Below are 25,462 nucleotides of genomic sequence, written 5' to 3'. Positions count from 1 at the left end.
AAAGCGGCACGCTTTTTTCAAAAAGTGACCACAGGCGGCATGAACCACCCAAACCCGGAGCTGGAATGACACCTCTGGACAACCTGTCGACACGCATGGAAGAAGAGCTCCTCAAAGGAGGGGCGCGGGGCATTGAGCAGGCAGCCCAAGCCCTTGACCCGGGCTATCTGCTCCGGGCCGCCCAGGGCATCCTGGACAGCCCCGGCCCGGTGCTCATCACCACCGGATTTCCCGTCTCAGGCACATTTGAGACCGACGGGCCCGTAGGGGCCATTGCCCTCTACCGCGTGCTTGAGTATTTAAACGGATGCCCCGTCTTTGTCGGGGCGCCGCCCCTGTCCACCCTCCTCGGAAAACGCTTCCAGATCACCGAACTGCCCATTGCCACCCCGGAAGAGACCGCACCCCATATCGCAAAGCTCATGGACACCCACCGCCCCGGAGCCGTCGTCTCCGTTGAGCGCCCCGGTGCGTCCGCGCAGGGCAGCTACCACAACATGCGCGGCTCGGACATCACCGCCCATGCAGCCAAGGTGGACGGCCTCTTTAACAGAGACGACCTCTTCTCCGTGGCCTTTGGCGACGGCGGCAACGAGATCGGCATGGGCAATGTCCTTACCTCCCTTTCGTCCCTTCCCATCATTCCCTCGGTGACCCCCTGCCACGAGCTGGTGGTCTCCTCGGTCTCCAACTGGGGCGTCTACGGCGTCATCGCCATGATGGAAGCCCTCACCGGCGAGGAACTCCTCGACCTCTGCGACCCCGCACCCACCACCCACTGGCTGGTGGAAAACGGCTGCGTGGACGGCGTCACCGTCCGCCCCGAACCCACGGAAGACGGGTTTCCCTTAAGCCGAGGCGAAACCCTCATCAAACGATTCCAGTCCTGGGTCGCCCCCTTCAGTACCGAAAGCTATCCCAAAACAGCCTGATCCGCACCCAAACCAAAATCCCCCTGCCGCTTGTGCGACAGGGGGATTTTTGGATGTCATGGCTGCCTCCGGCGGCCCTGCCGGGGGCCCAACTTTTGAAAAGTTGGATAAACAGGTTTTAAAGAAAAGATTCTGCGATCTTCATGGCGTTTTCTTATCCATGAAAAGCATCAAAAGCCCATTGCCCTGATTCACGGACGAAGCACCGGAGTATTGTTATTATTCTTTTTCTCGCTCCCAGGCTCTGCCTGGGAGTGTCGATTGCAAGGCTCCGCCTTGCCGGAGTGATGCATAGCGGCGTACTGGCAGTATCTACAGGAAAGCGATCTCAAGCGTGGAGGCAGAGCCTCCGTAGAGCATTCCCAGGCGGAGCCTGGGAACGAAAGAGCCACTGATCCGACATATTGCCCCTTGGCCCCGATGCTCAACACGGGCGAAGCCCGTCAGCAAATGTGAAGGGGAGAAGCCCGGAGCATTTTCGATCCTGGGGTCCAGGGGATTTATCCCCTGGCCGCCGGAGGCATCGTTTTTATTCTTTTTCTCGCTCCCAGGCTCTGCCTGGGAGTGTCGGTTGCAAGGCTCCGCCTTGCCGGAGTGATGCATAGCGGCGTACTGGCAGTATGTACAGGGAAGCGATCTCAAGCGTGGAGGCAGAGCCTCCGTATAGCATTCCCAGGCGGAGCCTGGGAACGAAAGAGCCACTGATCCAACGTATTGCCCCTTGGCCTCGATACTCAACACGGGCGAAGCCCGTCAGCAAATGTGAAGGGGCGAAGCCCCGGAGCATTTGCGATCATCCGTTGCTTTGGAACAACTCCTTTGCCTTGTAGGAGCTGCGCACAAAGGGACCACTGGCCACATCGGCGAAGCCCATGGCAAGGGCTTTTGTTTTCCATGCGTCAAAGGCTTCCGGGGTGACGTAGGTCTCCACGGGAAGGTGGTCCTTTGAGGGCTGCAGGTACTGGCCAATGGTGAGGATGGAGCACCCGGCGGCCAGAAGGTCGGACAAGGTGGCCTCCACCTCGGCGTCGGTCTCCCCCAGGCCCAGCATGATGCCCGACTTCAGCGGCATAGAGGGGGCTGCCTTGGCGGCATACCGAAACACATCCAGGGACCGCTGGTAGATGGCCTGGGGCCGAACCGTATCGTAAAGCCGGGGCACGGTCTCGATGTTGTGGTTGAGCACGTCCGGTTTTGCGTCGATGACGCACTGCAGGTTTTCTTCGCTTCCTTGGAAATCCGGAATCAGAACCTCCACATACACCCCGTCAATGGCCTCCCGCAGGGCACGGATGGTGGCCGCAAAGGCCGAGGAACCGCCATCCTCCAGATCGTCCCGGGTCACGGAAGTCACCACCACATAGGAGAGGTTGAGCTCTTTGGCCGCCTCGGCAACACGCCCGGGCTCTTCCGGGTCCGGCGGCAACGGCTTGCCCCCTGCCACCGCACAAAACCGGCACCCCCGGGTACACACCTCCCCAAGGATCATGAAGGTGGCCGTACGGCTGGAAAAACACTCCCACTGATTGGGGCACTTCGCCTCCTGGCACACCGTATGGAGCGACGACGACCCAATGAGCCGCCTCACCTTCTCGTACTCCGGCGAGGTGGGCAGGCTGCGCCGGAGCCACACCGGCTTTCTCTTACGCTGATACGCCTTTACACTATCCCGACACACATCTCTGTCCATACCCATCTCCCTTCATCAAAAAAACAAAAGCGCAAAAAACATGCCTCCGGCGGCGAGGTGAGCCACCTCGAAAGCGGATTGCCCTTGCGCTTCGTCCCTCGTTCCTCGGGGCAAAGCGCAAGGGCCTTCGGCTCGGGCTTCGCCCGACATAAAAGCTGACGGGTTGTGCGGACTGACTCACAAGCTTCAAAGGAACAGGATACGTCCTACTCGACATGCTTCCCTCTCAAGTCCAAGCCCCACATAAAGCCGACGAGTAGCCATTCAACTCATTAAGAGTCATTTCAACCAACCCTTCGGAAAAAAGCGCCCCAAAGACCCGCTTCATCTCACTCCGTGCAACGGTCATGCTCACCTTGCAGCCCAGCTCCTGTTCGGCCGTGGTCATGGCAACGGAAAGCCCGCAGGGGTTGATCCATGAAAAGAAGGTAAGGTCCGGGGCCACGTTGAGGGCCAGCCCGTGGAAGGAGACCCCGTGGTTCACCCGGATCCCCACACTCCCGATCTTGGCGTCTCCCACCCAGACACCGCGATTCACCGCATCGGACCGGGCAGAGACGCCCAAGGCATCCAGGGTCTCGATCATCACTTGCTCCAGGGCCCCCACAAAATCGGCCACGCCCATGCGCGCCTCATCCAGGTTCACGATGGGATAGGCCACAAGCTGCCCAGGACCGTGCCAGGTGATGTTGCCACCGCGCTCGGTCTGGACCACGGAGATTCCCTGCTCGTTCAAAAATGCTTCGGAGACCACGATGTTCTCGCGCCCGCCCCGTTTTCCCAAGGTGTACACCGGCGGGTGCTCCACCAGGATCACCACATCGTCGTCAAGCTCACCGGAAAGGCGCATGGACACCAACCGCTTTTGCAGGCCATACACCTCTTCATAGGCGGTTAACGGCAACTCAAGGATTTTTGCGTTATTCATCACTCGCCCCTCCCACAACCGCATCAAGCCCCCCCCGGCCCCCTTATCCCCTGGAGCGCCGCACTCCTGTGCGGCACGGGTCCCGACGGGCGAAAAAGCCGCACAGGAGTGCGGCGCTCCATTTCTATCGACCTTTCACCGTTTATTAGATCACGCCGCTAAACAGGGCCGCGAGTCATAAGCGGGTTCGTTACGCATGTCATAAACATTCAGGATATCACCACCCTATGAGTCGGGCGAAGCCCGAGCCGAAGGCCCTTGCACTTTTTCCTGAGGAACGAAGGAAAAAGTGCAAGGGCTATCAGCTTTCGAGGTGGCTCACCTCGCCGCCGGAGGCTGCTTTTCTGCAGTTCAACGCCTCTAAGCTATCCGCAAAGGCACGGCTTTCGAGCCGCAGCGGTTTCGTCGAGACGCCTGACTTTGCTTCGCGTGGGGGCGTTTTTCAGGAGTTCGGGGGACTCCTTGGCCTCTTTGGCGATGGCTTTCAGGGTATCGATGAAGTTATCGATGTCCTCTTTGGTCTCCGTCTCCGTGGGCTCGATCATGAGGGCGCCGTGCACCACCAGGGGAAAGTAGATGGTGGGGGGATGGAAGCCGTAGTCGATGAGCCGTTTGGCGATGTCCAGAGTGGTGACGCCGTGCTCTTCCTGGCGGGCATCGGAGAAGACGCATTCGTGCATGCAGGTCTTGTCGAAGGCCAGGTGGAAGGTGTCCTTGAGGCGCTCCTTGATGTAATTGGCGTTGAGGACGGCGTGGGCGCTGGCCTCTTTGAGCCCTTCGGCTCCCATGGAGAGGATGTAGCTGTAGGCCCTCACCATGACACCGAAGTGGCCGTAGAAGGTCATCATGCGCCCGATGGAGTCGGGATAGTCCGTCACCAGGCGATAGGTGTCCTTGATTTTTTCCACCCGGGGAACGGGGAGGAAGGGCTCAAGGGTCTTGTTGACGGCCACGGGGCCGGAGCCGGGCCCGCCGCCGCCGTGGGGCGTGGAAAAGGTCTTGTGGAGGTTGAAGTGCATGACGTCCACGCCGATCTCGCCCATCTTCACATAGCCCATGATGGCGTTCAGGTTGGCGCCGTCCCCGTAAACCAGGCCGCCTTTGTCATGGACGATCTCGCAGATCTCCCGGATGTTCTCTTCAAAGAGCCCCAGGGTGTTGGGGTTGGTCACCATGATGCCTGCGGTGTCTTCGTCCATGAGTTCCCGGACGTCTTCCACCCGCATGATCCCCTCGCCGTTGACGGGAACCGCCACCGGGGTGTAGCCGCAGAGAGCGCCGCTGGCCGGGTTGGTGCCGTGGGCGGTGTCGGGGACCAGCATTTTCGTGCGAACCTGCCCCTTCTTCTTGTGGTAGGCGTAGATCATGAGGATGCCGGTGAGCTCGCCGTGGGCACCGGCCGCGGGCTGGAGGGTCACCGCGTCCATGCCGGTGAGTTCCTTGAGAAAGTGCTCCAGGTCGTACATGAGCTTTAAGGCCCCTTGTGTCCGCACCTCCGGCAGGAGGGGGTGGGCGTCGGCAAAGCCGGTGAGGTTTGCCTGGCGCTCATTCACCTTTGGGTTGTACTTCATGGTGCAGGACCCCAGGGGGTACATGCCGGTATCCACGCCGAAGTTCCAGGTGGACAGGCGGGTGTAGTGGCGCACGACTTCCACCTCGGAGAGGTCGGGAAAGTCGGGGCCGTCCCCTGCCAGCTCCCCTTCAAAGGAGACCTCGTCCACATCGCACTCGGGCAGGGAATACCCGCAGCGCCCTTTCTTCCCTTTTTCCCAGAGCAAAGGCTCGTTGAGTATCAGGCCGGAATCGCCTTGTCTGTAGCCGCTCATGCCGTCACCTCCTTGACCAGCTGGTCCAGATCGGTCTTCGAGAGGGTCTCCGTCACGCAGAGGAGATAGTGCCCTTGAAGTTCCGGGTAAAAACGTTCCAGGGGAAGGCCCGCCACCACCATCTTGGCCAGGAGGCGCTCGTAGGTGGCTTCAAACCCTTCCGGGAACTTCACTACAAACTCATTGAAGGTAGGTGATGCAAAGGGAATCTCTATTCCTGCCCCGGCCAGGGCCTTTTTCAGGTACTCGGCTTTGTTGTGGTTGATCTGGGCCAGGCGCCGGAAACCGCTGCCCCCCAGGGAGGCCATGTACATGGCCGCGTTCATGGCGCAGAGGCCATTGTTGGAACAGATGTTGGAGGTGGCTTTCTCCCGCCTGATATGCTGTTCACGGGCCGCCAGGGTGAGTACGAAGCCCCGTTTGCCGTCTAAGTCCGTGGTGGTCCCCACGAGCCGTCCGGGGAGCTGGCGCATATGGGCCTTGGTGCTGGCCAGAAGGCCCAGGCCGGGCCCGCCGAAGGATTTGGGGATCCCCAGGCTCTGGCCGTCTCCTGCCACGATGTCCACGCCCTGGCTGCCGGGATTTTTCATCAGGCCCCAGGCGATGGCCTCGGTAAAGGAGGCGATCATCACGCCTTTCTGGGCATGGATGGCATCGGAAAAGCTCTTCAGGTCTTCCACCACCCCGAAGAAGTTGGGGGACTGAACGGCAACAGCGGCGACATCACCCATGGCCTCAAGGGCCGCAAGGTCTGTGCGCCCTTCCGCGGTATAGGGCACCTCCACCACCTCCACCCCGGCAGGATCCATGTACGTGCGGATCACCTCCCGATGAAAGGGATGGCAGAGGGTGGAAACGGCCACCTTCTTGCGTTTTGTCTTTTTCACGGCCATCAACAGGGCTTCGGAGAGTCCTGTGGCGCCATCGTAGTGGGATGCCGTGGCAACGTCCATGCCCAGGAGGCGGGTGACCAGGGTCTGGAACTCGTAGATTCCCTGGAGGGTCCCCTGGCTGATTTCAGGCTGGTAGGGGGTATAGGCCGTTGCAAATTCAGAGCGGGAGAGAAGGTAGGGAACGGACGAAGGGATATGGTGGTTGTAGCTTCCCGCCCCGATGAACACGCGGTATTCACTGGAGGATGCCATGGTGGCGGCCAGGGAATCCATGTGGGCATTCAGGTCCCACTCGCTCATGGCCGGGGGAAGGTCCATGGGTTTTGAACTCCTGCACGCGGCAGGAATGGTGTGGAAGAGGTCGTCCACGGTATCGACACCGATGACCTTGAGCATCTCGTGGATGTCTTCCGGGGTATGGGGCAAATAACGCATCGCAAAACTCCTCTTATGCTGGAAAAATCCGGGTAGGGGCACTCCCCCTTCCCATGCACGGCCCGAGCCACGGGATGGCCCGCGCCGTTCATGGGGGTGACACAGTGTTGCCAGCCCCTCAGGCGTCGAAAAGCCCCAGGTACGCAGCTTTGTCGAGCAGCGCCTCCACCTCGGACAGGTCCGCCGGTTTCACGCGGATCAGCCACCCCTGGCCGTAAGGTTCGCCGTTGACCAGGGCCGGGTCGTCTTCAAGGGCTTCGTTGACGGCCACGATCTCACCGCCGATGGGCATGTACAGCTCGGAGACAGCCTTCACCGACTCCACGGTGCCGAACTCCTCGCCCTTTTCAAAGCTGTCCCCCACCTGGGGAAGCTCCACGAACACAATGTCGCCGAGCTGGTCCTGGGCGTAATCCGTGATACCGATGACAACCTCGTCACCCTCGGTCCTGGTCCATTCGTGGTCGGTGGCGTACTTGACATCTTCCGGCAACACAAGCTGACTGATCTCTTTCATGGGGTCTCCTTTGCAGGGTTTGCGTCCTGCCCCGGGCCAACCGACGGGTGACACGGCCGGTCCGGCGAACGGGTTGTCTCATGTGGGTGATATATCCGAGCCAGGGGCCCGGGATCGAGACAGGGCTCCGGCGATCCGGAGTCCCGTCGTTACAGCATCTCGCGTATGGGGCGCCGTGCGGTGCGTCCGGGGCGGATGTCCGAGACAATCTCCACCGGCACCTTGCGTTTGCCGTGGGTAAGCACCACGGTGGTCCCGGGGGCCAGGGCCCGGGTAAGCTTTACGAATCCGCAGGAGAGCCCTCGTACCTTTGCACCTTCGGGCAACGAGCCCGAAACCGATGACACGATGTTCCCTTGGTGGCGTCCCAGGGCCACATCTGTGGTGCAGGTAAGGATGGTGCCGATGGCTTCTCCGTCCTCGGTGAGCACGCAGCTCTCCTCCCCGGCGGAAACCTTCCGTGGGTCAAAGCCTGCAAAGGCCGCAGTATAAAATACCTCCGAAGGGGCAAGCAACGCGCCATCACCACGGAAGCCTTTCGTAAACGCCGTCTTTTCAGCGTTCCAGGGTAAGGCAAAATCCCAGGGGTGATTAATGAAAGCCCACCCTCCGATGTCCTGATGGGAAAGGGGGAGCACGGCCCCGGTGCGCAACGAATCCCGGGAGGCGAGGCCACAGGGGCGAATGCCTGCGTCTTTTCCGGCTTTAAGAAGGGCCGTCCACACGGCCTCGGTTTTCTCCGGGATCACAAAGAGTTCAAATCCGAATTCACCGGTGTAACCGGTACGGGAGAGAAGAATGGGCGTGCCGTCGAGGAGCTTGACCTGCCCGGCACGGGGAGCGCGATCATCAAAATGGCCCTTAAAAGAGAAGTAGGGCATGGAGTCAAAGACCGCTTCGGGGTCCTTGAGGACGGCCCCCAGGATTTTTGCGGCGCCCGGGCCCTGGATGTCGATTTTGCCCAGGCTGTCGGTAAGATCGGTGATGAGGCTCAGCCGCCCGTCTGAAAACCGCTCCAGCTCCATGGCGATGGCACCGCCCATGCCTGCGTTGACGCAGACCATAAAGCGATCGGACGCCATCTTGTAGACCAGGGCATCGTCGATGACATGGCCTTTTTCGTTTAAAAACGCACCGTACACGGCCCTGCCCGGCACCAGGGGCCCCGGATCCTTTCCGATGCAGTGGTCGAGGTCTTTGCTGAAGCACTCCTGGAGCAGGTCGCGAGCCCCCCCGCCGTCCACGAGGATCACGGCCATATGGCTGGTATCAAAGAGCCCGGCAGAGGTGAGCACGGCCATGTGCTCCTCCCGGGTTCCGCCTCCGTACCACAGAGGCATCTCGTAGCCGCCAAAATCGGCCATATTGGCACCATGGTCACAGTGCCAGGCGTGCAGGGGGGTCTTTTTCACCGTCGAATCCATACGCATCTCCTTTCCGGTTGACATCATCGTGACACGGAATCCACCCCGGACAAATGCAATGCAGGGTCAGTAACGAGGAGACATGCTGAGTCAATCGCTGAAACGCCGAGAGAGGAGAAAAATCGAGAGAGGGAAAGGATAAAAGCGTGAAAGGATACAGCGGTAAACCACCTGATGAAACCTGTCCTTTTCTTGAAAACCCGAGACATCATCACCACCTGCCAGAGTTCTCGAAGGCGGCACACCGGCTGAAGGGGAACCACCCTCCTTCCGCCGGAACGCCCCGGACCGCCCGGTGGGTCCGCCCCATGGCGGGCCACCACCTTCTGATTCATTTACAACAGATAGGGCACCTTTAAGTTGTACCCCTTGTACACCACAAAGGTTTCAACGGACTGGATATCCTTTACCTTGGAGAGCTCTTCGGTATAAAATTCGAGGAGCCCGTAGCCCTCCTTAAACAGAACCTGAACGATCAGATCGTATCGGCCGGTGACAACACTCACCGACACCACCCCTTTGAGGCGACTGATCTCTTCTCCCTTGTCCACGAGATTGACGTGGCTGATGTTCATCCCCACAATCACCACCCGGTGCCCCCGAAGGGATTCGGGGTTCACAAGACCGGTTACATCAAGGACTCCCTCATCCTGAAGGCGCCTGACCCTTGCCCGGACCGTGTTTTCGGTGATGGAAAGTTCTTCGGCGATCTTCTTGAAAGAGCGCCGTCCGTCCCGAAGCAGCTTCATGATGGCGATGTGGGTCTCGTCGATGTTCATAGACTCTCGCTTGTCCGTTGTGTTCTTTCGCTCGTCAGTAAACATAATTTTTTCACTTTCTGTCAATAATTTTTTAGAACATTCATGTTTCCAGCAATGATGTTGACTTTTTTTGATGTATTCCCTAATAACACTCAAAGCAACAAGTTCAGATTTCCTCAACCGATGCCCCGCGGGCCGAGCCGCTTCCCACCGACCGTTCCCCTCCCCACAGCGGCCTGCACATCCCAGGGATGACAGGAAGCGGGGCATCCGCACCAAGGAGAAAAGGCATGGCAAAACGAATCATCGTTATCGGAGCCGGACCCGGCGGCTATGTGGCTGCCCTGAAAGCCGCGGCCTTAGGCGCCGAGGTTACTGTCGTTGAAAAAGAGGGCGCCGGCGGCACCTGTCTCAACTGGGGGTGCATCCCCTCGAAAATCATGAAAACCAGTGCCGACCTGATGGAGAAGATGGCCCAAAGCGAAACCTTCGGGCTTGAACAGGTGGGAGGCGTCACCGTGAACATGGCGCGCCTCATGGAGCGCAAGCGCTCGATCATCGCCACCCAGCAGAAGGGCATTCTGGCGCTTTTCCAACGGGCCGGGGTCACCTGGGTCCGCGGTTCGGCCAGAATTACCGGAAAAGGAAGCCTCGCCGTAACCGATGAAAACGGTGAAACCAGCGATCTGTACTGGGATAATCTTATCATCGCCACGGGTACCGTGCCAATGGCCTTGTCAGCCTTTCCCTTCGACGGCAAACGCGTGGTCTCCAGCAACGAGATCCTGAGCCTCTCCGAGGTCCCGGAAAGCATCGCCATCGTAGGCGGGGGCGTCATCGGCTGTGAGTTTGCCTTTATCCTGAACGCCCTGGGGTCCAAGGTCACCCTCATCGAAGGCATGGACCGGGTCCTGCCCATCGACTCCGTGGACGACGCATGTTCCAAACTCCTCACCCGGGAGATGAAAAAGAAAAAGATCACCCTCTACACCAACCGCACGGTCATCGGCGTGGACACCACGGGCGAGGGCGCCCGGGTCACCATCGGTCCTTCCCCCTTTGCCGACAGCCCCACAGCCAAAGAAAAGGAGATCCTCACCGAAGAGGTTGCCATGGTGGCCTTCTGCGTGGGCCGCAGCCCCAACTCCTCGGACATCGGCCTGGAACACACCGGGGTCACCGTGGACGAGCGCGGCTGGATCCGGGTGGACGACGGCATGCGCACCAGCGACCCGTCCATCTACGCCATCGGCGACATCACCGGACCGGAGCGCATCATGCTGGCCCACGTGGCCTCGGCCGAAGGGATGGTGGCTGCCGAAAACATCATGGGCGAGGATCGCACCATGGACTACACGGCCGTTCCCAACGCCATCTTCACCATGCCCGAGGTGGCCTGCACCGGCCTCACCGAAGCCCAGGCCCGCGACCAAGGGCTCGACGTGCGCACCGACACCGTCCTCTTCCGCGCCATCGGCAAGGCCCAGGTCTTAGGCGAACTCGCGGGCCAGGCCTCCATCGTCTCGGAGACAGACACCGGAAAAGTCCTGGGCGTCCACATTGCAGGGCCCCACGCCACCGACCTCATCGCCGAAGGCACCCTTGCCGTCAACAAAGGGCTCACCGTCACGGACCTGGCCAAAACCATCCACGCCCACCCCACCCTGACCGAGGCCATGCTGGAAGTCGCGTTAAAAGCGTCCGGCAACGCCCTGCACGGGTAGTCGAAAAACACAAAAAGCATGCCTCCGGCGGCGAGGTGAGCCACCTCGAAAGCTGATTGCCATTGCGCTTCGCCCTTCGTTCCTCAGGGCAAATCGCAATGGCGTTCGCCGCGGGCTGCGCCCGCCACCAAAGCGTGTGACTATACGGGTATTGTCACACGTTCTGTAACGGTGTGGACTCAGTGTCGTAACATTCTCGGAATCAGAATTCATCTGAGCACCTCCGGCGGCAAGGGAGGAGGTGCCACGATAGCGAAAAATCCTTGCCCGTTTCTCCCAAAAACCTAAAGCTTGCGGCCCTTCGCGTCTGTGCTATAGTAAAAAACAGAATTTTTTAAAGTGCATAACACCCAACCTCCAACCAGACGGCGGCCCATGACCCACTCTGCTGAGAGTTTGAAACTGGAGCTTAAATTTTCCGACCGCATCGGCGTCGTGGCCGATCTCACGCGCGAAGTCACGGACAAAGGGCTCAACATCCTGTCCATGGAAGTCATCCAGGACGGAGAAGCCGCCATCGTCTACATCGAACTGACCCGCCCCACAGGCCCCCACCCGTCTTCGGCCTCACTGGTCACCGCCTTCCACGGGCTGCCCGGAGCCCTGTCTGTCCGCCTTGTCCGCACCCTCCCCCGGGAGCGCAGGGAAAAACACCACCAGGCCGTCTTTGACGGGGTCTCCGAAGGCATCATCGCCACCAACGAAAAGGGCCTTGTCACCACCATCAACCCCGTGGCCTGCCGCATCCTGGGCCACGACGCGGCCCAGCTCCTCGGCAAAAACATCCGGGACATCAAGCCCGACGGCAACATCCTGCTGGAGTGCATGGCCCAGAAACGCCCCTTGAGCCGCCGGGAGTCCGTGGTCACCCCCGACGGGCGTGTGGAGTTCTACGCCTCGGCCCAACCCATCCACGATGCAGGGGGACGTTCCGTGGGCACCGTGGTGCTCATGAAGGAGCTCAGGGAGGTGCAGAAAATGGCACGCGAGGTCGCCTCCCCCACCACCGCCAGCTTCAACTGCATCCTGGGCACCAGCCAGGGCATCAAGAACGCCGTGCTGCTGGCCCGGCGCATCGCCCCCACCGACGCCACGGTCTCCGTCCGGGGCGAGAGCGGCACAGGCAAAGAGCTCTTTGCCGGGGCCATCCACTTTGAAAGCGGCCGCACCGGCCCTTTCATCGCCATCAACTGTGCGGCCATGCCCGAGCCCCTCTTAGAGAGCGAACTCTTCGGCTACGCCGAAGGGGCCTTCACCGGGGCCCGGAAAAAGGGCAAACCCGGCCTCTTTGAGGTGGCCAGCGGGGGAACCCTTTTTCTCGATGAGATCGGTGAGATGCCCCCCGGTCCGCAGGCCAAGATCCTCCGGGTGCTACAGGAGGGCCTGGTCCGGCGCATCGGGGGTACCCGGGAGATCCCCGTGGACACCCGCATCATCACCGCCACCAACAAAAATTTAGAGGAGATGGTCCAAAAACGCCTCTTTCGCGAGGACCTCTACTACCGCATCAACGTGGTTCCCGTTCACATCCCTCCCCTGCGGGAGCGCCGGGAGGACATTGGCCTCCTTGCCCCCCATTTCCTCGACCTGCTCACCGAAAAACTCAACAACCCCCGCCAGACCATCTCCGAAGCGGCCATGGAAAAACTCATGGGCCACCACTGGCCGGGAAACGTCCGCGAACTGAAAAACGTCATAGAGCGGGGCGCCATTTTAGGGGACGGCCGCATCGTCAAGCACGCCAACATCCTCTTCAGCCACGAGGCCAACCTTGCCCCCGCAGCCGATGCCGAGTCTCCCGATCCCCAAGGCGGGCTGCGAGAGCTCACCGCCCAGTTTGAGACCGACCTGATCATCCGGGCCCTGAAGGATGCCGGAAGCATCCGTAAAGCCGCCGCTCACCTCAACCTCACCCACACCGCCCTGCTCAACAGGATCAAAAAGTACGGCATCCGCGTGGAAACAAAACAATCCATCGGAACGTATTCGTACCACTAACGCAACATATTGTTTTCAAAGAATAACCGATCTAAATGGAGCTAATACGGTGCGATTTCAAACCATCTTAGCCCTGCCCCCACCACCACCCGGAAGCCCCTCTGCGCTTTTTTCCGGTTCTCCTATCCCTGGGCTGGCGACGGACGCAACGTCCCTGTTCTCAGGCCTTGCGCCCGCCCATTGGCTCCGATACACCGGGCGGTATTCCCGCCTTGCAGCCTCTTTTTTTCCACTCTGTTCATTCGTGGCAGCGTTTTTGCTCTTCTCTGTTTCCATGACCGGACGCCCCCCTCCCCTGCGGGGCCGTCCTCACCCGACGTTCACAATCCCCGGCGGGGCTCATCCCCGCCGAACAACAGGCCGGCCGTGGCCGGTCCCATGGAGGTTTCAATGATCGTAGGTATCCTCAAAGAGATCAAGTCAGAGGAAAATCGTGTCGCCATGACCCCCTCCGGGGTTGAAGTGATGACCGCCAACGGGCACACCCTGCTCGTGGAACAAAGCGCCGGCGTGGGCAGCGGCTTTTCCGATGCCATGTATGTGGAAGCCGGGGCGGAGATCGTCGCCACCCCGGCCGAAGTCTTCAGCCGGTCCGACATGGTCATGCACGTCAAGGAGCCCCAGCCGTCCGAATACGCCATGGTGAAAAAAGGTCAGATCGTCTTCACCTACATGCACTTTGCCGCCGACGAGGGGCTCACACGGGACTTTCTCAAAACAGATTCCGTCGCCATCGCGTACGAAACCATCGAAGACACCTCGGGGGGGCTGCCCCTTCTCACCCCCATGAGCGAGGTGGCGGGACGCATGTCCGTCCAGGAGGCTGCCAAGTACCTGGAGCGGGTCCATGGGGGACGGGGGATCCTCCTGGGCGGGGTCACGGGCGTGCCCCCGGCAACGGTGGTGGTCATCGGCGGGGGGATCGTGGGCACCAACGCAGCCCAGATGGCCTGCGGACTCGGTGCCAAGGTCTACCTGCTGGACATGAACCTGGACCGCCTCCGCCATCTGGGCGAGGTGATGCCCAAAAACTGCTTCCCCATGATGAGCTCTCCGGCAACGGTGCGTGAACTGATCCGCGAGGCGGACGTGGTGGTGGGAGCCGTCCTCATTCCCGGGGCCAAGGCGCCCAAGCTCATCACCCGTGAGATGCTCGGCACCATGAAACCCGGAGCCGTCATCGTGGACGTGGCCATCGACCAGGGCGGATGCTTCGAAACCTCCAAACCCACCACCCACGGCAACCCCATCTACGAGGTGGACGGCATCATCCATTACTGCGTGGCCAATATGCCCGGAGCTGTTCCCATCACCAGCACCATCGCCCTGACCAACGCCACCCTGCCCTACGCGGTGGAAATCGCAAACAAAGGCTGGAAACAGGCGTGCAGGGACAACGACGGCATCAAGCTCGGGCTTAACATGGCCGAGGGCAAAATCACGTACAAAGGGGTCTCCGACGCCTTTGGGCTGGCGTACACCCCGGCCGATGACCTCCTGAAATAACCAACCGACATCCCCCCCACCAGACCCCAGGGCCGGCCCCCCCCACAGGGGGCCCGCCCCTGGGGCATACCGGGCTCTACCCGAAGCGAGCATATCGTCATGCGAGTCAGCGCACCCGACTTGCTCACAAAGACAAACCAGCCACCTGCCTGGCCGCCCCCCCATCGGCAATTTTATCCATATTTAAAAGCGGATATTGATTATTTTTTCAATTCATGGTCTACTAACTTCCGTTTCCCTTAAGAACATCGCCGCAACACAGTTCTTTCTCATATGGAGACGACAGGCTCTCCGCCCGCCCACCTCACATATTTCATTTCTCTATTCCATGCGAGAAGTTAACGCTCCGGCACCCGGCCTTCCGATAACTTCTTTTTCTTTCTGCGGGTTGTGAAGCCGCCATGGCTAAGGCACCATATATCCCGGACGGGAGGCACCGCCCGGTGCATATAGGCAATCTCACACCACCACTGGAGGAATTTTATGGAGAACTTTATCGAGTTACTGAACAAAATCGATAGCATTATCTGGGGCGTCCCCCTGCTTGTCCTGCTCGTGGGCACAGGGCTGTGGCTGACCATCTCCCTTCGGGGAATTCAGTTCACCACCCTGCTTCACTCCCTCTACCTGGCCCTTGTCAAGCGCAGGGAAGAAGGAGATGAAGGCGACGGTGACATCTCCCATTTCCAGGCCCTGATGACGGCACTCTCCGCCACAGTGGGCACCGGTAACATCGCGGGTGTGGCCACGGCCATCGCCGTGGGTGGCCCCGGCGCCATGTTCTGGATGTGGGTCACCGGCCTGGTGGGCATGGCCACCAAATACGCGGAGGCCGTTCTCGCCGTGAAGTACCGTGAAAAGGATGAAAACGGCAACATGTGCGGCGGCCCCATGTACTACATCGCCAACGGCCTCGGATGGAATTGGATGGGGGTTCTTTTTGCCCTGTTCGCCTCCATTGCAGCCTTCGGCATCGGCAACATGGTTCAGTCCAACTCCGTGGCCGATGCGGTACACGCCACCTTTAACATCCCCGTAGGCGTCACCGGCGTTATCCTCATGATCTTCGTGGGCCTTGTGGTCATCGGCGGCATCAAGAGCATCGGCAAGGTCACCAGCGTGCTGGTTCCCATCATGATCGTCTTCTACATTGTCGGCTCCCTTGTTATCCTCATCCTCAACGCCAAGGCAATCCCCTCGGCCCTGACCCTGATCATCACCCAGGCCTTCAACCCCACCGCCGCCACCGGCGGGTTCCTCGGCGCGGGCGTCATGCTGGCCATCCGCATGGGCGTTGCCCGCGGGGTCTTCTCCAACGAATCCGGCCTCGGCAGCGCGCCCATCGCAGCCGCCGCAGCCCAGACCAAGCACTCAGTCACCCAGGCCCTGGTCTCCATGACCCAGACCTTCATCGACACCATCATCGTCTGCTCCATGACCGGCCTGGTCCTGATCATCACCGGCACCTGGTCCAGCGGCAAAAACGGCGCCGAGCTCACCACCTTCGCCTTTCAGGGCGCCCTGCCCGGCGGGGGCCTCATCGTCACCATCGGCCTCATCCTCTTTGCCTACTCCACCATCCTCGGCTGGTGCTATTACGGTGAAAAATCCATTGAATACCTGCTCGGGGAAAAAGCCATCATGCCCTACCGCGTGATCTTCGTGATCTTCGTGGGCATCGGGGCCACCCTGAAGCTCGACCTGGTATGGACCCTGGCCGACATCTTCAACGGCCTCATGGCCTTCCCCAACCTCATCGCCCTTCTGGCACTGACCCCCGTCATCATCAGCGAAACCCGGGACTACTTCGACAACCATTACAGGAAGTAGCCCTTAAGGGCACTGACACGAAAAAACCCGCCCCCTGTCTCAGGGGACGGGTTTTTATTCCGTCCGACCACGCCGTTCGCCTCAATCGGCGATCCGGGTCTTGGGGTGGGCCTTTTCCCACAGGTACCACGAGGTGTCCTCATGGCCAATCTCCGGGAGCCGTTTTCCGGCATGGGGCCCGTCAATGGCCAGGAGCCCCTTTCCGTCGGGGTACCACAGGCTGCCGCTCTCCTTGTCATAGAGAACAAAGGTATCCCCATAGGTCCACCCCGAAGGGGCAAGGGTCAGGGGCTCTCCGTTCAGTTCTCGGCTGTACACAGCCGACAGGTCCACGAGCGGTCAGTATGCCGCCGCAACCCAGACGTCTTTCAGTCTGGTATTCAGGATCTCATGGCGCGCCAGGATCCTCACCGAAACAGCCCGGGCCTCCTCATCCGAACCAAACCCGATGACCCTCTCCCGGTCCCGGACATCAGCCGGTGCCGAGGAGAAAGCCCTCTCATCCAGGGGAACGATGGCATCCTTTCCGATGCCGTATTGGAACTTCTCCGGCTCAAAGCCCAGGGTCTCGGCGTGGGTCACCTCCCACCGGTCGCCCAGGCGGTCCACGATCCACACACGGTCTCCCCTGCGCTCCACCTGGGCCGCCCATGCCGGGGCACTCCATATAACCAGGGCCAGCACAAAGGCCCATACTCGTTTCCATCTGATGTTCATTGAAAGCCTCCCTTTGCCCAATTCCGGGCGCATGATACGCCCAGTATACCATGGGGTACCCTGCCCGGTCACCTGAGGGCAAAGCTTATCAGGGCCAATGCATTCAAAAAATAAGTTGCCCCCGGCAGGGCCGCCGGAGGCTGCCATCTTAACCTGAAAAACAGCCAGGAAACGCCCCTGCCTCCTGTGATACACTGAAACCATGGAAAACAAACCCACATACGAAGAGCTGGAAGCCAAGGTCCGCAGCCTCGCCGCCATGCTGGAGGACGAAGGACGGGTGGTGCAATGGGAGGTCCTGGGGCACCTGGCCCTTGCCTGGGACCGGAACGGGCCACCGGGAATCGTCGAAAACAAGGACCTGGCAGAAGCCCTGGGCCTGGGCAAGGCTGCGGTGGCCGTGGCCCTGAAGCGACTGTCCACCCTGGGCATTACCGACCACGACACCATGGGGTATGCCTCGTACCTGACCCAGGAAGGCTACGATATCGCTAAACAGCACGACCGCACCGTCCCCCTGGAAGAGCAGATAGAAATGGCAAAAGGAAAGCGGGTTAAAGGAAACTGGGGGAAAAAGCGGAGAAGGAAAGGGGCTAAGGGCTAAGGGCTAAGGGCTAAGGGCTAAGGGCTAAGGGCTAAGGGCTAAGGGCTAAGGGATAAAAAATGGAAGATATAAGGTCAAGGGCTCAATGGCTGTCGTCGCGTAAGTGGAAAACTTACCGGGTAAGATAAGGCTTGAGTGCCTTAAAAAAGTGGTCTGCCATGATGCCGTACCCCTTGTCGTTGGGGTGAATCCTGTCGCTCATGAGGCCTGGCTTGCCCAGAATACCCTCGAAGATGTCGGGCACCAGCACCGCCCCCATGGCGTCGGCTGTCTCCCGGTACCCCGCGCCAAAGTCGCGCCCCCAGAAAGGGATGTCGATGCCTCCCAGGATCACCATGGCCCCGCTCTCTTGGAGCACCCCGATGATGGACGCCAGGTTTTGAAAGGCCTGATCCCTGTCCACCCCGTTTTTCAGGTCATTGCCCCCAAGGGTGATAAGCACGATGCCGGGTTCGTACCCCAGCACATCATCAAGCCGTGCCATGGCGCTTCGGGTCGTCTCCCCGGGGACCCCCAGGTTGATGACCTCCCGTCCGATACGTGCTGAAAGCTGGTCAGGGTAGGAGCCGCCTTGCCCGGCGCCGACCCCGGAGGTGAGGCTGTCGCCGAAGGCCACGATGGTGGAATGGATGGGAGGGGCGTTGCGGACAGACCGGTGCGTGCCCGGCCTGCGGAGAGACCAGACAGCGACAACAAGAACCAGCACGATGGCAATGAAGAGGATGCGTTTGCTCATGGCCGCCCCCAATCAGGGCTGCCCCAGGGCAACCCGTTCAGCACATCTTTCAAAGGAAGGTCTGCCAACTTAAGAAGCAACGGTTCAGCAGACAGCAACGGCAAAAAACATTCCAATGGTCCGGTCGGTGCCGCCATTGCCATAGCGTAACGTGCAGGAGCGGCAGCAGCCGATAAAAACCGGACGCACGTCAGGCGCACCCGGGAAGACTGGTTATACCGGCTTTCGAATGAGACGGGAAAAAGAGCGTTCCACTACCTCAAGGCCGCTTCGGATGTTGCTCTGGAGCACGGAACGAACCTGCTCCTCATCCTTGGCCTTAATGGCCGCAAGGATCTGGCCATGCTCGAAAGAGAACTTGTGGCAGTCGGTGATCTCCTGGCGGTAAAGATTGAGAAAAGTCTCCACGGATTCGATGAGCTTGTACACGATGGAGCAGAGGTGGGGAAGATTGGACGCCTCGTAGATGGTCTTGTGAAACTCGCGATCCAGGGTGTAAAAATCCGCGTCCACACTGGCCATGCGGCTGTGGAGTTCTTCGAGTTCGGCGATCTTTTCGGGGGTGATGTTGTGCATCGCCTCCACGGCGAGCTGGGATTCCAGGTCCACGCGCATGTCGAAGATAATGGAAATCTCTTTGCGCGAAGGCGGGCTGGCCACCACGGCGCCCTTGTAGGGAATGTTCTTCACCAGACCAGATCGGTCAAGGCGCATCAGGGCTTCCCGGATGGGCCCTCTGCCGATGCCCAACTCCGTTTCAAGGTCCGACAGCACGAGCCGGGTGCCGGGCAACTTCACACCCGTAAGAATCATATCACGAATCTTTTCATAAGCCACAAGGGACTTCATCGAAGATACATTGTTGTCCAAAGTCTTTTCTCCTGCCAGTCGGAATCTTAAATACGCGACGTAAGTAAAACAAAAAAGGGTCCTGCCCGGAACAGGCGGCCCGGAAAAAATGGGTTACTCCCCAGGGAGCATATTACCCCGCCGCTGGTAACGCGGCAAACGACAAGGGTGTGAGAAAGGGTCGCAAGGGCAAGATAGATTGCGTCAAACTCTCCTTTTTAACACACCCTTGTTTATTTCGTACAGCCCTCTTTGTCAAGGTGCGGATAACTCGGTGTGGGGCATCTTCCCCTCACGGGCAACGGCCACAATCTCCCGGGCAAGGACATCGGCTGCATCCACGCTGCGAATGGGCAGCTCGCCCCCGCCGATGATGCCCAGTTCCGTGCATCCGAGAATTCCGACCTCAGCGCCCTTGGATGCCAGGTGGGCACAGATGTCCGAAAAGTCCTGCCGGACTTTGTCGCCGGTCTCACCGGCCTTGACACGACGGATCACCCCCAGGAGCTGATCCTGGACCGGTGCGTCGGGGTAAACCACGTCCACGCCACGCGCGGCAAAGCGGGTCTCGTAGAGTTTCGTGATCAAAACGGCCGTGGAGGCAAGGACCCCCGCCTTTTTGATACCGGGGTTGTTGGTCACCACCGTCTCCACCACAAGGTCCACGAGATGGACCACGGGAATAGAGACCGCATCGGCCACATTGTAATAATAATGGTGAGCCGTGTTGCAGGGGATCACGAGAAAATCGGCTCCCCAGGCTTCGAGGCGCTTGCCCATGTCGGCCATGCAGGGACCGGGATCTTCCCCGTCCCCGTCGATGATGGCCTTCATGCGTGAAGGCACCTTGGGGTTGTTGTCCACGATGCATCGCAGGTGATCGACATCATCCAAAGCAGGGGTCAGGGCGATGATGCGCTGCATCAGGTCAACCGTCGCTTCAGGCCCCATGCCTCCCAGGATTCCCGGAATTTTCTCCGCTCCGGGCTGCTGACACGTTTTTTCCATCTTGTCTCCCAAAGACCGGATCGGCCGCTTGGCAGCCATCCGGCATCACGTCGTATGGTCTCCCATACAAACCAAAGCCCCATAAACGAAATGCCGGGACGGCCCAAAGCCGCCCCGGCAGGAAAAGCACAGGCTGCACACTGATCCGTTACGGAACAGTGGTCATCCTAACACGCTACGCACGAAACGTGTCGAGGTATGCGTAGAGGGCGGGGGAACCGCCGGTGTGCAGGAACAGCACGTTGGAACCTTCGGGGAAGGCGCCTTTGCGTACGAGGTCAATGAGACCTGCGGCAACTTTACCGGTGTAGACGGGGTCGAGGAGGATGGCTTCCTCGGCAGCGAAGAGCTTCACTGCTTCTACCATGGCATCGGAGGGTACGGAGTAGCCGGGGCCAACGTACTCGCCGTAGCACTTAACGGCGTCACGCTCAATGCCGCCTTTGATGCCCAGCAGCTCAGCAGTTTCCTGAGCCAGCTTGTAAACACCAGGCTCCTGATCGGCTGCAGGCTTGGATACGTCAATACCGGAAACGGGGATGTTGGCGTTGGTGCCGGTCATACCGACAACCATACCAGCGTGGGTACCAGCGGAGCCGGAGGGAACAACCACGTGGTCGATCGTAAGGCCCATGGTGTTGAGCTGGTCCATCATCTCTTCGGCACATGCGGCATAACCCAGGGCGCCGATGGCGTTGGAAGCACCGCCGGGGACGATGTAGGGTTTTTTACCGGCAGCTTTGAGCTCGGCTGCGGTTTTTTCCATCTCAGCCATCATGTCGGAACCACCCTCAACAACACGCTTGGTTTTAACGCCAAGGAGTTCGAAGAGGAAGTTGTTGCCGCTGCCGTCTTCTTTGTAAGTACCTTTAACGCGCTCTTCGAGGACGAGGTGGCACTCGAGGCCTTCTTTGGCGGCCCAGGAAGCAGTCAGACGGCAGTGGTTGGACTGGATGGCACCACAGGTAATGATGGTGTCAGCACCCTTTTCCAGAGCGTCGGCAATGCAGAAGTCAAGCTTACGGGTCTTGTTGCCGCCGGAAGCACCGGGGAGCAGGTCGTCACGCTTGACGAAAAGGTTCACTTTGCCGCCGAGGGCTTTGCTGAGGTTTTTCATGGGCTCAATGGGAGTCTGACCCTGGAGGTAACCACGACGGGGAAATTTAGTGAAATTCATTTTCGTTTAGTCCTTACTAATAAGTAATGAATATTTACCGGATCTATCTGCAAGGTCCGTCAGTCGGGCGAGATGAACACCATCGTCGCCCGAAACTCTTTTTCTTTTTACAGTGCGATGATCGCTTCGACTTCGATATCGGCGCCCAAGGGCAGCGCAGCAACCTGGAAGGCGCTGCGAGCGGGGAAGGGCTCGGGGAAGTACTCGGCGTAGACGGCGTTTACCGCCTGGAAATCAGCGATGTTTGCCAGGTAGACGGTGGTCTTCACGGTCTTGGCAAGGGTGGTGCCGGCTTCTTCAGCGATGGCGGCCAGGTTCTTGAAAGAAGCATGGGCGCGCGCTTCGATGGATCCTTCGGGCATTTTGCCGGTGGCAGGGTCGATGGGAAGCTGGCCGGAAGTAAAGAGAAGTCCACCGGCAACCACTGCCTGGGAATAGGGACCGACTGCGGCGGGCGCATTGTCCGTATGAATTGCTTTTTTGCTCATGGGTTCACTCCATGTTGTACGTTGTTCCGCTAAAGCCGCGTGAACACGTTTTGGTTGCACGTTATATATAGGCGCCGACCGAGTCGGCGCGTGTTATCAAAGAAAAGGCCCGGTGGATTAGAATCCCATGGCCCGGGGCAGCCACATCACGATGCTGGGGCAGTAAGCCATGATGAGAATCACACCGATGGTAATGGCGCAGAAGGGAAGAGCCTTCACCGAGATCTCTTCCAGTGTCACCCCGCCGATACCGGAGGCGATGAACATGTTCTCTCCCAGAGGCGGTGTGGAGAAACCAACGCCGCAGCAGCAGACCAGAACGATACCGAAGTGGATGGGATCCACGCCGAGGCCGGTCATGATGGGCAGAAGAACAGGTGTTACCAGCATGATGATGGCCAGGGTCTCCATGAACATCCCCATGAAGAGGAGGAAGAGAACAACCAACAGCCAGATAACATGGACGTCGGAGGTCACGGAGAGCAGCAGCTCGGCAATCATGTCGGGAATTCGGTACTGAACCAGGAGGCGACCGAAGGCGTAAGCGGTGAACATGATCACAAGCACTCGACCGGTAAGCCAGCTGGTGGTCTCAAGGGACTCCATGAGTCCTTTGATGGTGAGCTCCTTGTAGATGAAGATGCCCACGAAAAGCGTGTAGAAGATGGCCACAATGGCTGACTCGGTGGGGGTAAACATACCGGAGTAGATGCCGCCGAGAATAACCACGGGCGCCAGGATGGACCAGAAGCCCTCTTTCATGGTCTTGCCAACGTGCTTCATAGAGAGGCTGGGCATGCCCTGGCCGTACCCTTTGCCGCGGCAGCGGAACACATGAACGATGATGAGGCCCACGGAGATGAGGAGGCCGGGAACAACGCCCGCCATGAACATCTCGGTAATGGATTCCTGGGCAGTAACGCCATAGATAACCATGGGGATACTGGGGGGAATGATGATGCCCACACCGCCGGATGCGGCGGTTGCAGCCGATGCGTAGCCGGGATCGTACCCGCGCTTGATCATGGCCGGAATCATGAGCATGCCCACAGCCGCTGTCGTTGCAGGGCCGGAGCCGGAAATCGCACCGAAGAAGATACAGGCCAACGTGGTGGAGATGGCAAGGCCACTGTCAAGGGACCCGACCATGGACTCGGCCACCTTCACGAGTCGACGTGAGATGCCCGCACTCTCCATCAGCGCTCCGGAGAGCACAAAGGCCGGAAGGGCCATGATGGGGAACTGGTTAACCGAAGAAAATGCAACCTGTACGAGGGTAGAAAGGTCCTGCCCCACCGTAAAGAAAGCCGCCATGGCTGCCACGCCGAGTGACACCATGATGGGCGCGCCCATAAAAAGCAGAGCAGCGAAAGAAATGAACAGAATACCTGCAGCCGACATGTCCTTTTCCTCCTAAGACTTTTCTGCTTCAGAGAGCATTTTTTGGGTTTCTTCAAGATCCACGGAATCAACATCCTTGATTTCGATTTTGAGAATGTATTTCATGATGTCCACCTGGATGATTCGAATGGTCATCAGGGCAAAACTGATGGGGAAAATCCAGTAGACATAGGCCATGGACCATTCAAGGGCGGGAGAATGAAAGGGAAACTCGGTCAGATCTCGAATGACCTCGATACTCTTTTTGATCATCACCACGTTGAAACAAATCCAGATCAGGTCTGTCACCACCATGGCGATGTCCTGCACCACCTTGGGAAGCAGCTTGAACTGAATCATCACGCGGTTGTGAGCTGCCAGTCGAGCTGCATAGGCTGCGCCGAAAAAGACGAACCAGACAAACGCAAATCGGGAAATCTCTTCACTCCAGGGAATAACGTAGTTGAAACAGACTCGAAGTGCGATCTGAAGAAAAAGAATGACAACAAAGAAGCTAAGCAAAATCTGGCATATATAGCTTTCAATATTATCTAAAAATTTAAGCAAGCGCTTTGCAAACATGGGGCTTCATCTCCTCACCCGGTTGAGCTCCGGGCGGCAAAAGGGATAGTAGAGTCCCTTTTGCCGCCTTTTCTAATCAGTTACTACTGCTTACCGAGAGCCTTGAGAACCAGGTCGACGTTCTCTTTGCCACCGATGAAGTCGTAGTACTCAGGCCATACTTTTTCGATGGCCAGTTTTTTCCACTCGGCTTCGTCTTCGAGAGTGCTGACTTCAACACCACCCTTGATCATGCCCTGCTTGGCATGCTCAGCTTCGAGGATCTGGAAAGCGATGCAGTACTGCTGCGCTTCGATACCTGCACGGGTGAGGAGTGCACGGGTCTTCTCGTCGTACTTCTTCCAGGAACGCTCACCCACGATGAGGGGCTGCAGAGAGTACTGGTAGTGTACTTCGGTCAGGTAGTCCTGAACTTCATGGAACTTGGTGGTGTAGTTTACGATGTAGGGGTTTTCCTGACCGTCGACTACACCCTGCTGAAGGCCGGTGAAGGTCTCAGACCAAGCCATGGGAACGGGGTTTGCGTCCCAGGACTTGAGGGTTGCCATGATGATTTTGTTCTGGGGGATCCTGATCTTGAGGCCCTTCACATCAGCAAGCTTCTTAACGGGACGCTTGGAGTTGGTGATGTAGCGGAAGTTGGAGTAGGTCCAACCCAAGATACGGAAACCACCTTTTTTAATAGCCAGTTCGTTCCAGTGAGCACCGAGGCCGCCGGTGGTTGCCTGGATGGCATCGTAGTGGCTTTCGATAAGGTAGGGCATGGTGAGGGTACCGAGCTGCTTCACGAAAGGCACAGCGTTGCCCACACCGATGAACGCCATGTCAAGGGTACCGCGACGAGAGTTCTGGAGCATCTCGGTCTCGGTTCCAAGCGCACCGTTGGGGAACAGCTGAACTTCGATTTCACCGTTGGAAAGGGACTCGACAATCCACTTGAACTGCTTAGCCATAGCGCCCTGATCGGATTCAATGGCATCGCCCATCCCTACTCGGAAAATCTGCTTGGCGGATGCACCCTGAACGGTCATCACCATGGCGAGAACTGCGATGGCGGTGATACATAATTTCCTGAACATCACTTCCTCCTAACTTCGTTGTGTCAAAGGTTCCGCCACCCTTCCCTGGAGGCCGGAGCTCAAGTTACACATATCAAATGTATACATTTGACACATATAGAGTAATCCGGTCCCTGGACCCCAATGAAGGAGACGGGTCCCCTGTTGCCAGGGGACATCTTCGCATGCGGGCCACCCCCGCACGCAAAACGTGACATGCTGAGTCTCAGCTGGCAAGCGTTTTGTTACCGTTTTTTTACGCCGTGGGCTGTGCATGCTGTGGTGAATCACGCAGTGCCCTTAAAAACGGAGACGGGAAACAACCCATTCCAACTTCGCCTGCACGGCCCTCCCCTTGTGGAAAGACCGTTTTCTTTTTTCATGCTGCCCTCGACCCGT

General features: G+C 59.0%; 24 protein-coding genes. 6 read left to right on the top strand and 18 right to left on the bottom strand.

The window, feature by feature from the left end; genetic code table 11:
* Positions 1 to 65: 65 nt before the first annotated feature.
* Positions 66 to 932 (top strand): glutamate cyclase domain-containing protein, encoded by an 867-nt coding sequence (locus ACOYW0_RS20940; RefSeq protein WP_482415709.1) that lies wholly within the window; start codon positions 66 to 68, stop codon positions 930 to 932.
* Positions 933 to 1,725: 793 nt separating this feature from the next.
* Here the strand turns inward: ACOYW0_RS20940 and lipA are convergent.
* The 7 genes from lipA to ACOYW0_RS20905 form a co-directional block, all read right to left on the bottom strand.
* On the bottom strand, positions 1,726 to 2,622 hold the full coding sequence (gene lipA, locus ACOYW0_RS20935) for a lipoyl synthase (protein WP_482415708.1): 897 nt from the start codon (positions 2,620 to 2,622) through the stop codon (positions 1,726 to 1,728).
* A 226-nt stretch (positions 2,623 to 2,848) separates the two neighbouring features.
* On the bottom strand, positions 2,849 to 3,550 hold the full coding sequence (gene lipB / locus ACOYW0_RS20930; RefSeq protein ID WP_482415707.1) for a lipoyl(octanoyl) transferase LipB: 702 nt from the start codon (positions 3,548 to 3,550) through the stop codon (positions 2,849 to 2,851).
* 365 nt (positions 3,551 to 3,915) lie between these two features.
* Positions 3,916 to 5,376 carry an aminomethyl-transferring glycine dehydrogenase subunit GcvPB gene (gcvPB, locus tag ACOYW0_RS20925; protein ID WP_482415706.1) on the bottom strand — a complete coding sequence of 487 codons (1,461 nt, stop codon included), beginning with the start codon at positions 5,374 to 5,376 and terminating at the stop codon, positions 3,916 to 3,918.
* On the bottom strand, positions 5,373 to 6,704 hold the full coding sequence (gene gcvPA, locus ACOYW0_RS20920) for an aminomethyl-transferring glycine dehydrogenase subunit GcvPA (RefSeq protein WP_482415705.1): 1,332 nt from the start codon (positions 6,702 to 6,704) through the stop codon (positions 5,373 to 5,375). The genes gcvPB and gcvPA overlap by 4 nt, the downstream gene beginning before the upstream one ends.
* A 118-nt stretch (positions 6,705 to 6,822) precedes the next feature.
* The gene (gene gcvH, locus ACOYW0_RS20915; RefSeq protein ID WP_482415704.1) at positions 6,823 to 7,221 is read right to left on the bottom strand and encodes a glycine cleavage system protein GcvH; all 399 of its coding nucleotides are present in this window, start codon (positions 7,219 to 7,221) and stop codon (positions 6,823 to 6,825) included.
* A 149-nt stretch (positions 7,222 to 7,370) separates the two neighbouring features.
* Positions 7,371 to 8,645 carry an aminomethyl transferase family protein gene (locus ACOYW0_RS20910; RefSeq protein ID WP_482415703.1) on the bottom strand — a complete coding sequence of 425 codons (1,275 nt, stop codon included), beginning with the start codon at positions 8,643 to 8,645 and terminating at the stop codon, positions 7,371 to 7,373.
* Between the two features lie 335 nt (positions 8,646 to 8,980).
* A complete protein-coding gene (locus tag ACOYW0_RS20905; RefSeq protein WP_246317827.1) occupies positions 8,981 to 9,469 on the bottom strand; it encodes an Lrp/AsnC family transcriptional regulator in 489 nt (162 codons plus the stop codon).
* 227 nt (positions 9,470 to 9,696) lie between these two features.
* Between ACOYW0_RS20905 and lpdA the strand changes: the two genes are divergently transcribed.
* Together lpdA and ACOYW0_RS20895 are read left to right on the top strand one after the other, a co-directional pair.
* On the top strand, positions 9,697 to 11,130 hold the full coding sequence (gene lpdA / locus ACOYW0_RS20900) for a dihydrolipoyl dehydrogenase (RefSeq protein WP_482415702.1): 1,434 nt from the start codon (positions 9,697 to 9,699) through the stop codon (positions 11,128 to 11,130).
* 375 nt (positions 11,131 to 11,505) lie between these two features.
* The gene (locus ACOYW0_RS20895; protein WP_482415701.1) at positions 11,506 to 13,128 is read left to right on the top strand and encodes a sigma 54-interacting transcriptional regulator; all 1,623 of its coding nucleotides are present in this window, start codon (positions 11,506 to 11,508) and stop codon (positions 13,126 to 13,128) included.
* Positions 13,129 to 13,185: 57 nt separating this feature from the next.
* Here the strand turns inward: ACOYW0_RS20895 and ACOYW0_RS20890 are convergent, their stop codons facing one another.
* On the bottom strand, positions 13,186 to 13,404 hold the full coding sequence (locus tag ACOYW0_RS20890) for a hypothetical protein (RefSeq protein ID WP_482415700.1): 219 nt from the start codon (positions 13,402 to 13,404) through the stop codon (positions 13,186 to 13,188).
* Between the two features lie 114 nt (positions 13,405 to 13,518).
* On the opposite strand from ACOYW0_RS20890, the gene ald reads away from it, so the two are divergent.
* A complete protein-coding gene (gene ald, locus ACOYW0_RS20885) occupies positions 13,519 to 14,634 on the top strand; it encodes an alanine dehydrogenase (RefSeq protein ID WP_482415699.1) in 1,116 nt (371 codons plus the stop codon).
* Between the two features lie 483 nt (positions 14,635 to 15,117).
* Positions 15,118 to 16,464, top strand: a complete 1,347-nt coding sequence (locus tag ACOYW0_RS20880) for an alanine/glycine:cation symporter family protein (RefSeq protein ID WP_482415698.1) — start codon at positions 15,118 to 15,120, stop codon at positions 16,462 to 16,464.
* Positions 16,465 to 16,545: 81 nt separating this feature from the next.
* Here ACOYW0_RS20880 and ACOYW0_RS20875 read toward each other — a convergent pair whose 3' ends face one another.
* Together ACOYW0_RS20875 and ACOYW0_RS20870 are read right to left on the bottom strand one after the other, a co-directional pair.
* Positions 16,546 to 16,797 carry a DUF3179 domain-containing (seleno)protein gene (locus ACOYW0_RS20875; protein ID WP_482415697.1) on the bottom strand — a complete coding sequence of 84 codons (252 nt, stop codon included), beginning with the start codon at positions 16,795 to 16,797 and terminating at the stop codon, positions 16,546 to 16,548.
* Between the two features lie 6 nt (positions 16,798 to 16,803).
* The gene (locus ACOYW0_RS20870; RefSeq protein WP_482415696.1) at positions 16,804 to 17,181 is read right to left on the bottom strand and encodes a DUF3179 domain-containing (seleno)protein; all 378 of its coding nucleotides are present in this window, start codon (positions 17,179 to 17,181) and stop codon (positions 16,804 to 16,806) included.
* A gap of 202 nt (positions 17,182 to 17,383) precedes the next feature.
* On the opposite strand from ACOYW0_RS20870, the gene ACOYW0_RS20865 reads away from it, so the two are divergent.
* Entirely contained in the window at positions 17,384 to 17,785 is a 402-nt protein-coding gene (locus ACOYW0_RS20865) for a helix-turn-helix domain-containing protein (protein WP_482415695.1), read from the top strand.
* 112 nt (positions 17,786 to 17,897) lie between these two features.
* Here ACOYW0_RS20865 and ACOYW0_RS20860 read toward each other — a convergent pair whose 3' ends face one another.
* From ACOYW0_RS20860 to ACOYW0_RS20825, 8 genes are all read right to left on the bottom strand, one after another.
* A complete protein-coding gene (locus tag ACOYW0_RS20860) occupies positions 17,898 to 18,521 on the bottom strand; it encodes an arylesterase (protein ID WP_482415694.1) in 624 nt (207 codons plus the stop codon).
* Positions 18,522 to 18,734: 213 nt separating this feature from the next.
* Positions 18,735 to 19,370, bottom strand: coding sequence for a GntR family transcriptional regulator (locus ACOYW0_RS20855; RefSeq protein ID WP_482418851.1), 636 nt, complete (start codon positions 19,368 to 19,370; stop codon positions 18,735 to 18,737).
* 255 nt (positions 19,371 to 19,625) lie between these two features.
* Entirely contained in the window at positions 19,626 to 20,378 is a 753-nt protein-coding gene (gene cuyB / locus ACOYW0_RS20850; RefSeq protein ID WP_482415693.1) for a cysteate racemase, read from the bottom strand.
* Positions 20,379 to 20,553: 175 nt separating this feature from the next.
* The gene (gene cuyA / locus ACOYW0_RS20845) at positions 20,554 to 21,555 is read right to left on the bottom strand and encodes a D-cysteate sulfo-lyase (RefSeq protein WP_482415692.1); all 1,002 of its coding nucleotides are present in this window, start codon (positions 21,553 to 21,555) and stop codon (positions 20,554 to 20,556) included.
* A 107-nt stretch (positions 21,556 to 21,662) separates the two neighbouring features.
* On the bottom strand, positions 21,663 to 22,043 hold the full coding sequence (locus tag ACOYW0_RS20840) for a RidA family protein (RefSeq protein ID WP_180143332.1): 381 nt from the start codon (positions 22,041 to 22,043) through the stop codon (positions 21,663 to 21,665).
* A 117-nt stretch (positions 22,044 to 22,160) separates the two neighbouring features.
* Positions 22,161 to 23,444, bottom strand: coding sequence for a TRAP transporter large permease (locus ACOYW0_RS20835; protein ID WP_482415691.1), 1,284 nt, complete (start codon positions 23,442 to 23,444; stop codon positions 22,161 to 22,163).
* Positions 23,445 to 23,456: 12 nt separating this feature from the next.
* A complete protein-coding gene (locus ACOYW0_RS20830) occupies positions 23,457 to 24,005 on the bottom strand; it encodes a TRAP transporter small permease (protein WP_482415690.1) in 549 nt (182 codons plus the stop codon).
* Between the two features lie 83 nt (positions 24,006 to 24,088).
* Positions 24,089 to 25,084, bottom strand: coding sequence for a TRAP transporter substrate-binding protein (locus tag ACOYW0_RS20825; RefSeq protein ID WP_482415689.1), 996 nt, complete (start codon positions 25,082 to 25,084; stop codon positions 24,089 to 24,091).
* Between the last annotated feature and the right edge of the window lie 378 nt (positions 25,085 to 25,462).

This window comes from Desulfoluna sp. HI9BLuna (genome assembly GCF_056829775.1).
This window is presented reverse-complemented; position numbering and strand designations above follow the sequence as displayed.

Coding starts and splice junctions, on each gene's coding strand:
- ACOYW0_RS20940 (WP_482415709.1), top strand. CDS start 66: ATGACACCTCTGGACAACCTGTCGACACGCATGGAAGAAGAGCTCCTC.
- lipA (WP_482415708.1), bottom strand. CDS start 2,622: ATGGACAGAGATGTGTGTCGGGATAGTGTAAAGGCGTATCAGCGTAAG.
- lipB (WP_482415707.1), bottom strand. CDS start 3,550: ATGAATAACGCAAAAATCCTTGAGTTGCCGTTAACCGCCTATGAAGAG.
- gcvPB (WP_482415706.1), bottom strand. CDS start 5,376: ATGAGCGGCTACAGACAAGGCGATTCCGGCCTGATACTCAACGAGCCT.
- gcvPA (WP_482415705.1), bottom strand. CDS start 6,704: ATGCGTTATTTGCCCCATACCCCGGAAGACATCCACGAGATGCTCAAG.
- gcvH (WP_482415704.1), bottom strand. CDS start 7,221: ATGAAAGAGATCAGTCAGCTTGTGTTGCCGGAAGATGTCAAGTACGCC.
- ACOYW0_RS20910 (WP_482415703.1), bottom strand. CDS start 8,645: ATGGATTCGACGGTGAAAAAGACCCCCCTGCACGCCTGGCACTGTGAC.
- ACOYW0_RS20905 (WP_246317827.1), bottom strand. CDS start 9,469: ATGTTTACTGACGAGCGAAAGAACACAACGGACAAGCGAGAGTCTATG.
- lpdA (WP_482415702.1), top strand. CDS start 9,697: ATGGCAAAACGAATCATCGTTATCGGAGCCGGACCCGGCGGCTATGTG.
- ACOYW0_RS20895 (WP_482415701.1), top strand. CDS start 11,506: ATGACCCACTCTGCTGAGAGTTTGAAACTGGAGCTTAAATTTTCCGAC.
- ACOYW0_RS20890 (WP_482415700.1), bottom strand. CDS start 13,404: ATGGAAACAGAGAAGAGCAAAAACGCTGCCACGAATGAACAGAGTGGA.
- ald (WP_482415699.1), top strand. CDS start 13,519: ATGATCGTAGGTATCCTCAAAGAGATCAAGTCAGAGGAAAATCGTGTC.
- ACOYW0_RS20880 (WP_482415698.1), top strand. CDS start 15,118: ATGGAGAACTTTATCGAGTTACTGAACAAAATCGATAGCATTATCTGG.
- ACOYW0_RS20870 (WP_482415696.1), bottom strand. CDS start 17,181: ATGAACATCAGATGGAAACGAGTATGGGCCTTTGTGCTGGCCCTGGTT.
- ACOYW0_RS20865 (WP_482415695.1), top strand. CDS start 17,384: ATGGAAAACAAACCCACATACGAAGAGCTGGAAGCCAAGGTCCGCAGC.
- ACOYW0_RS20860 (WP_482415694.1), bottom strand. CDS start 18,521: ATGAGCAAACGCATCCTCTTCATTGCCATCGTGCTGGTTCTTGTTGTC.
- ACOYW0_RS20855 (WP_482418851.1), bottom strand. CDS start 19,370: ATGAAGTCCCTTGTGGCTTATGAAAAGATTCGTGATATGATTCTTACG.
- cuyB (WP_482415693.1), bottom strand. CDS start 20,378: ATGGAAAAAACGTGTCAGCAGCCCGGAGCGGAGAAAATTCCGGGAATC.
- cuyA (WP_482415692.1), bottom strand. CDS start 21,555: ATGAATTTCACTAAATTTCCCCGTCGTGGTTACCTCCAGGGTCAGACT.
- ACOYW0_RS20840 (WP_180143332.1), bottom strand. CDS start 22,043: ATGAGCAAAAAAGCAATTCATACGGACAATGCGCCCGCCGCAGTCGGT.
- ACOYW0_RS20835 (WP_482415691.1), bottom strand. CDS start 23,444: ATGTCGGCTGCAGGTATTCTGTTCATTTCTTTCGCTGCTCTGCTTTTT.
- ACOYW0_RS20830 (WP_482415690.1), bottom strand. CDS start 24,005: ATGTTTGCAAAGCGCTTGCTTAAATTTTTAGATAATATTGAAAGCTAT.
- ACOYW0_RS20825 (WP_482415689.1), bottom strand. CDS start 25,084: ATGTTCAGGAAATTATGTATCACCGCCATCGCAGTTCTCGCCATGGTG.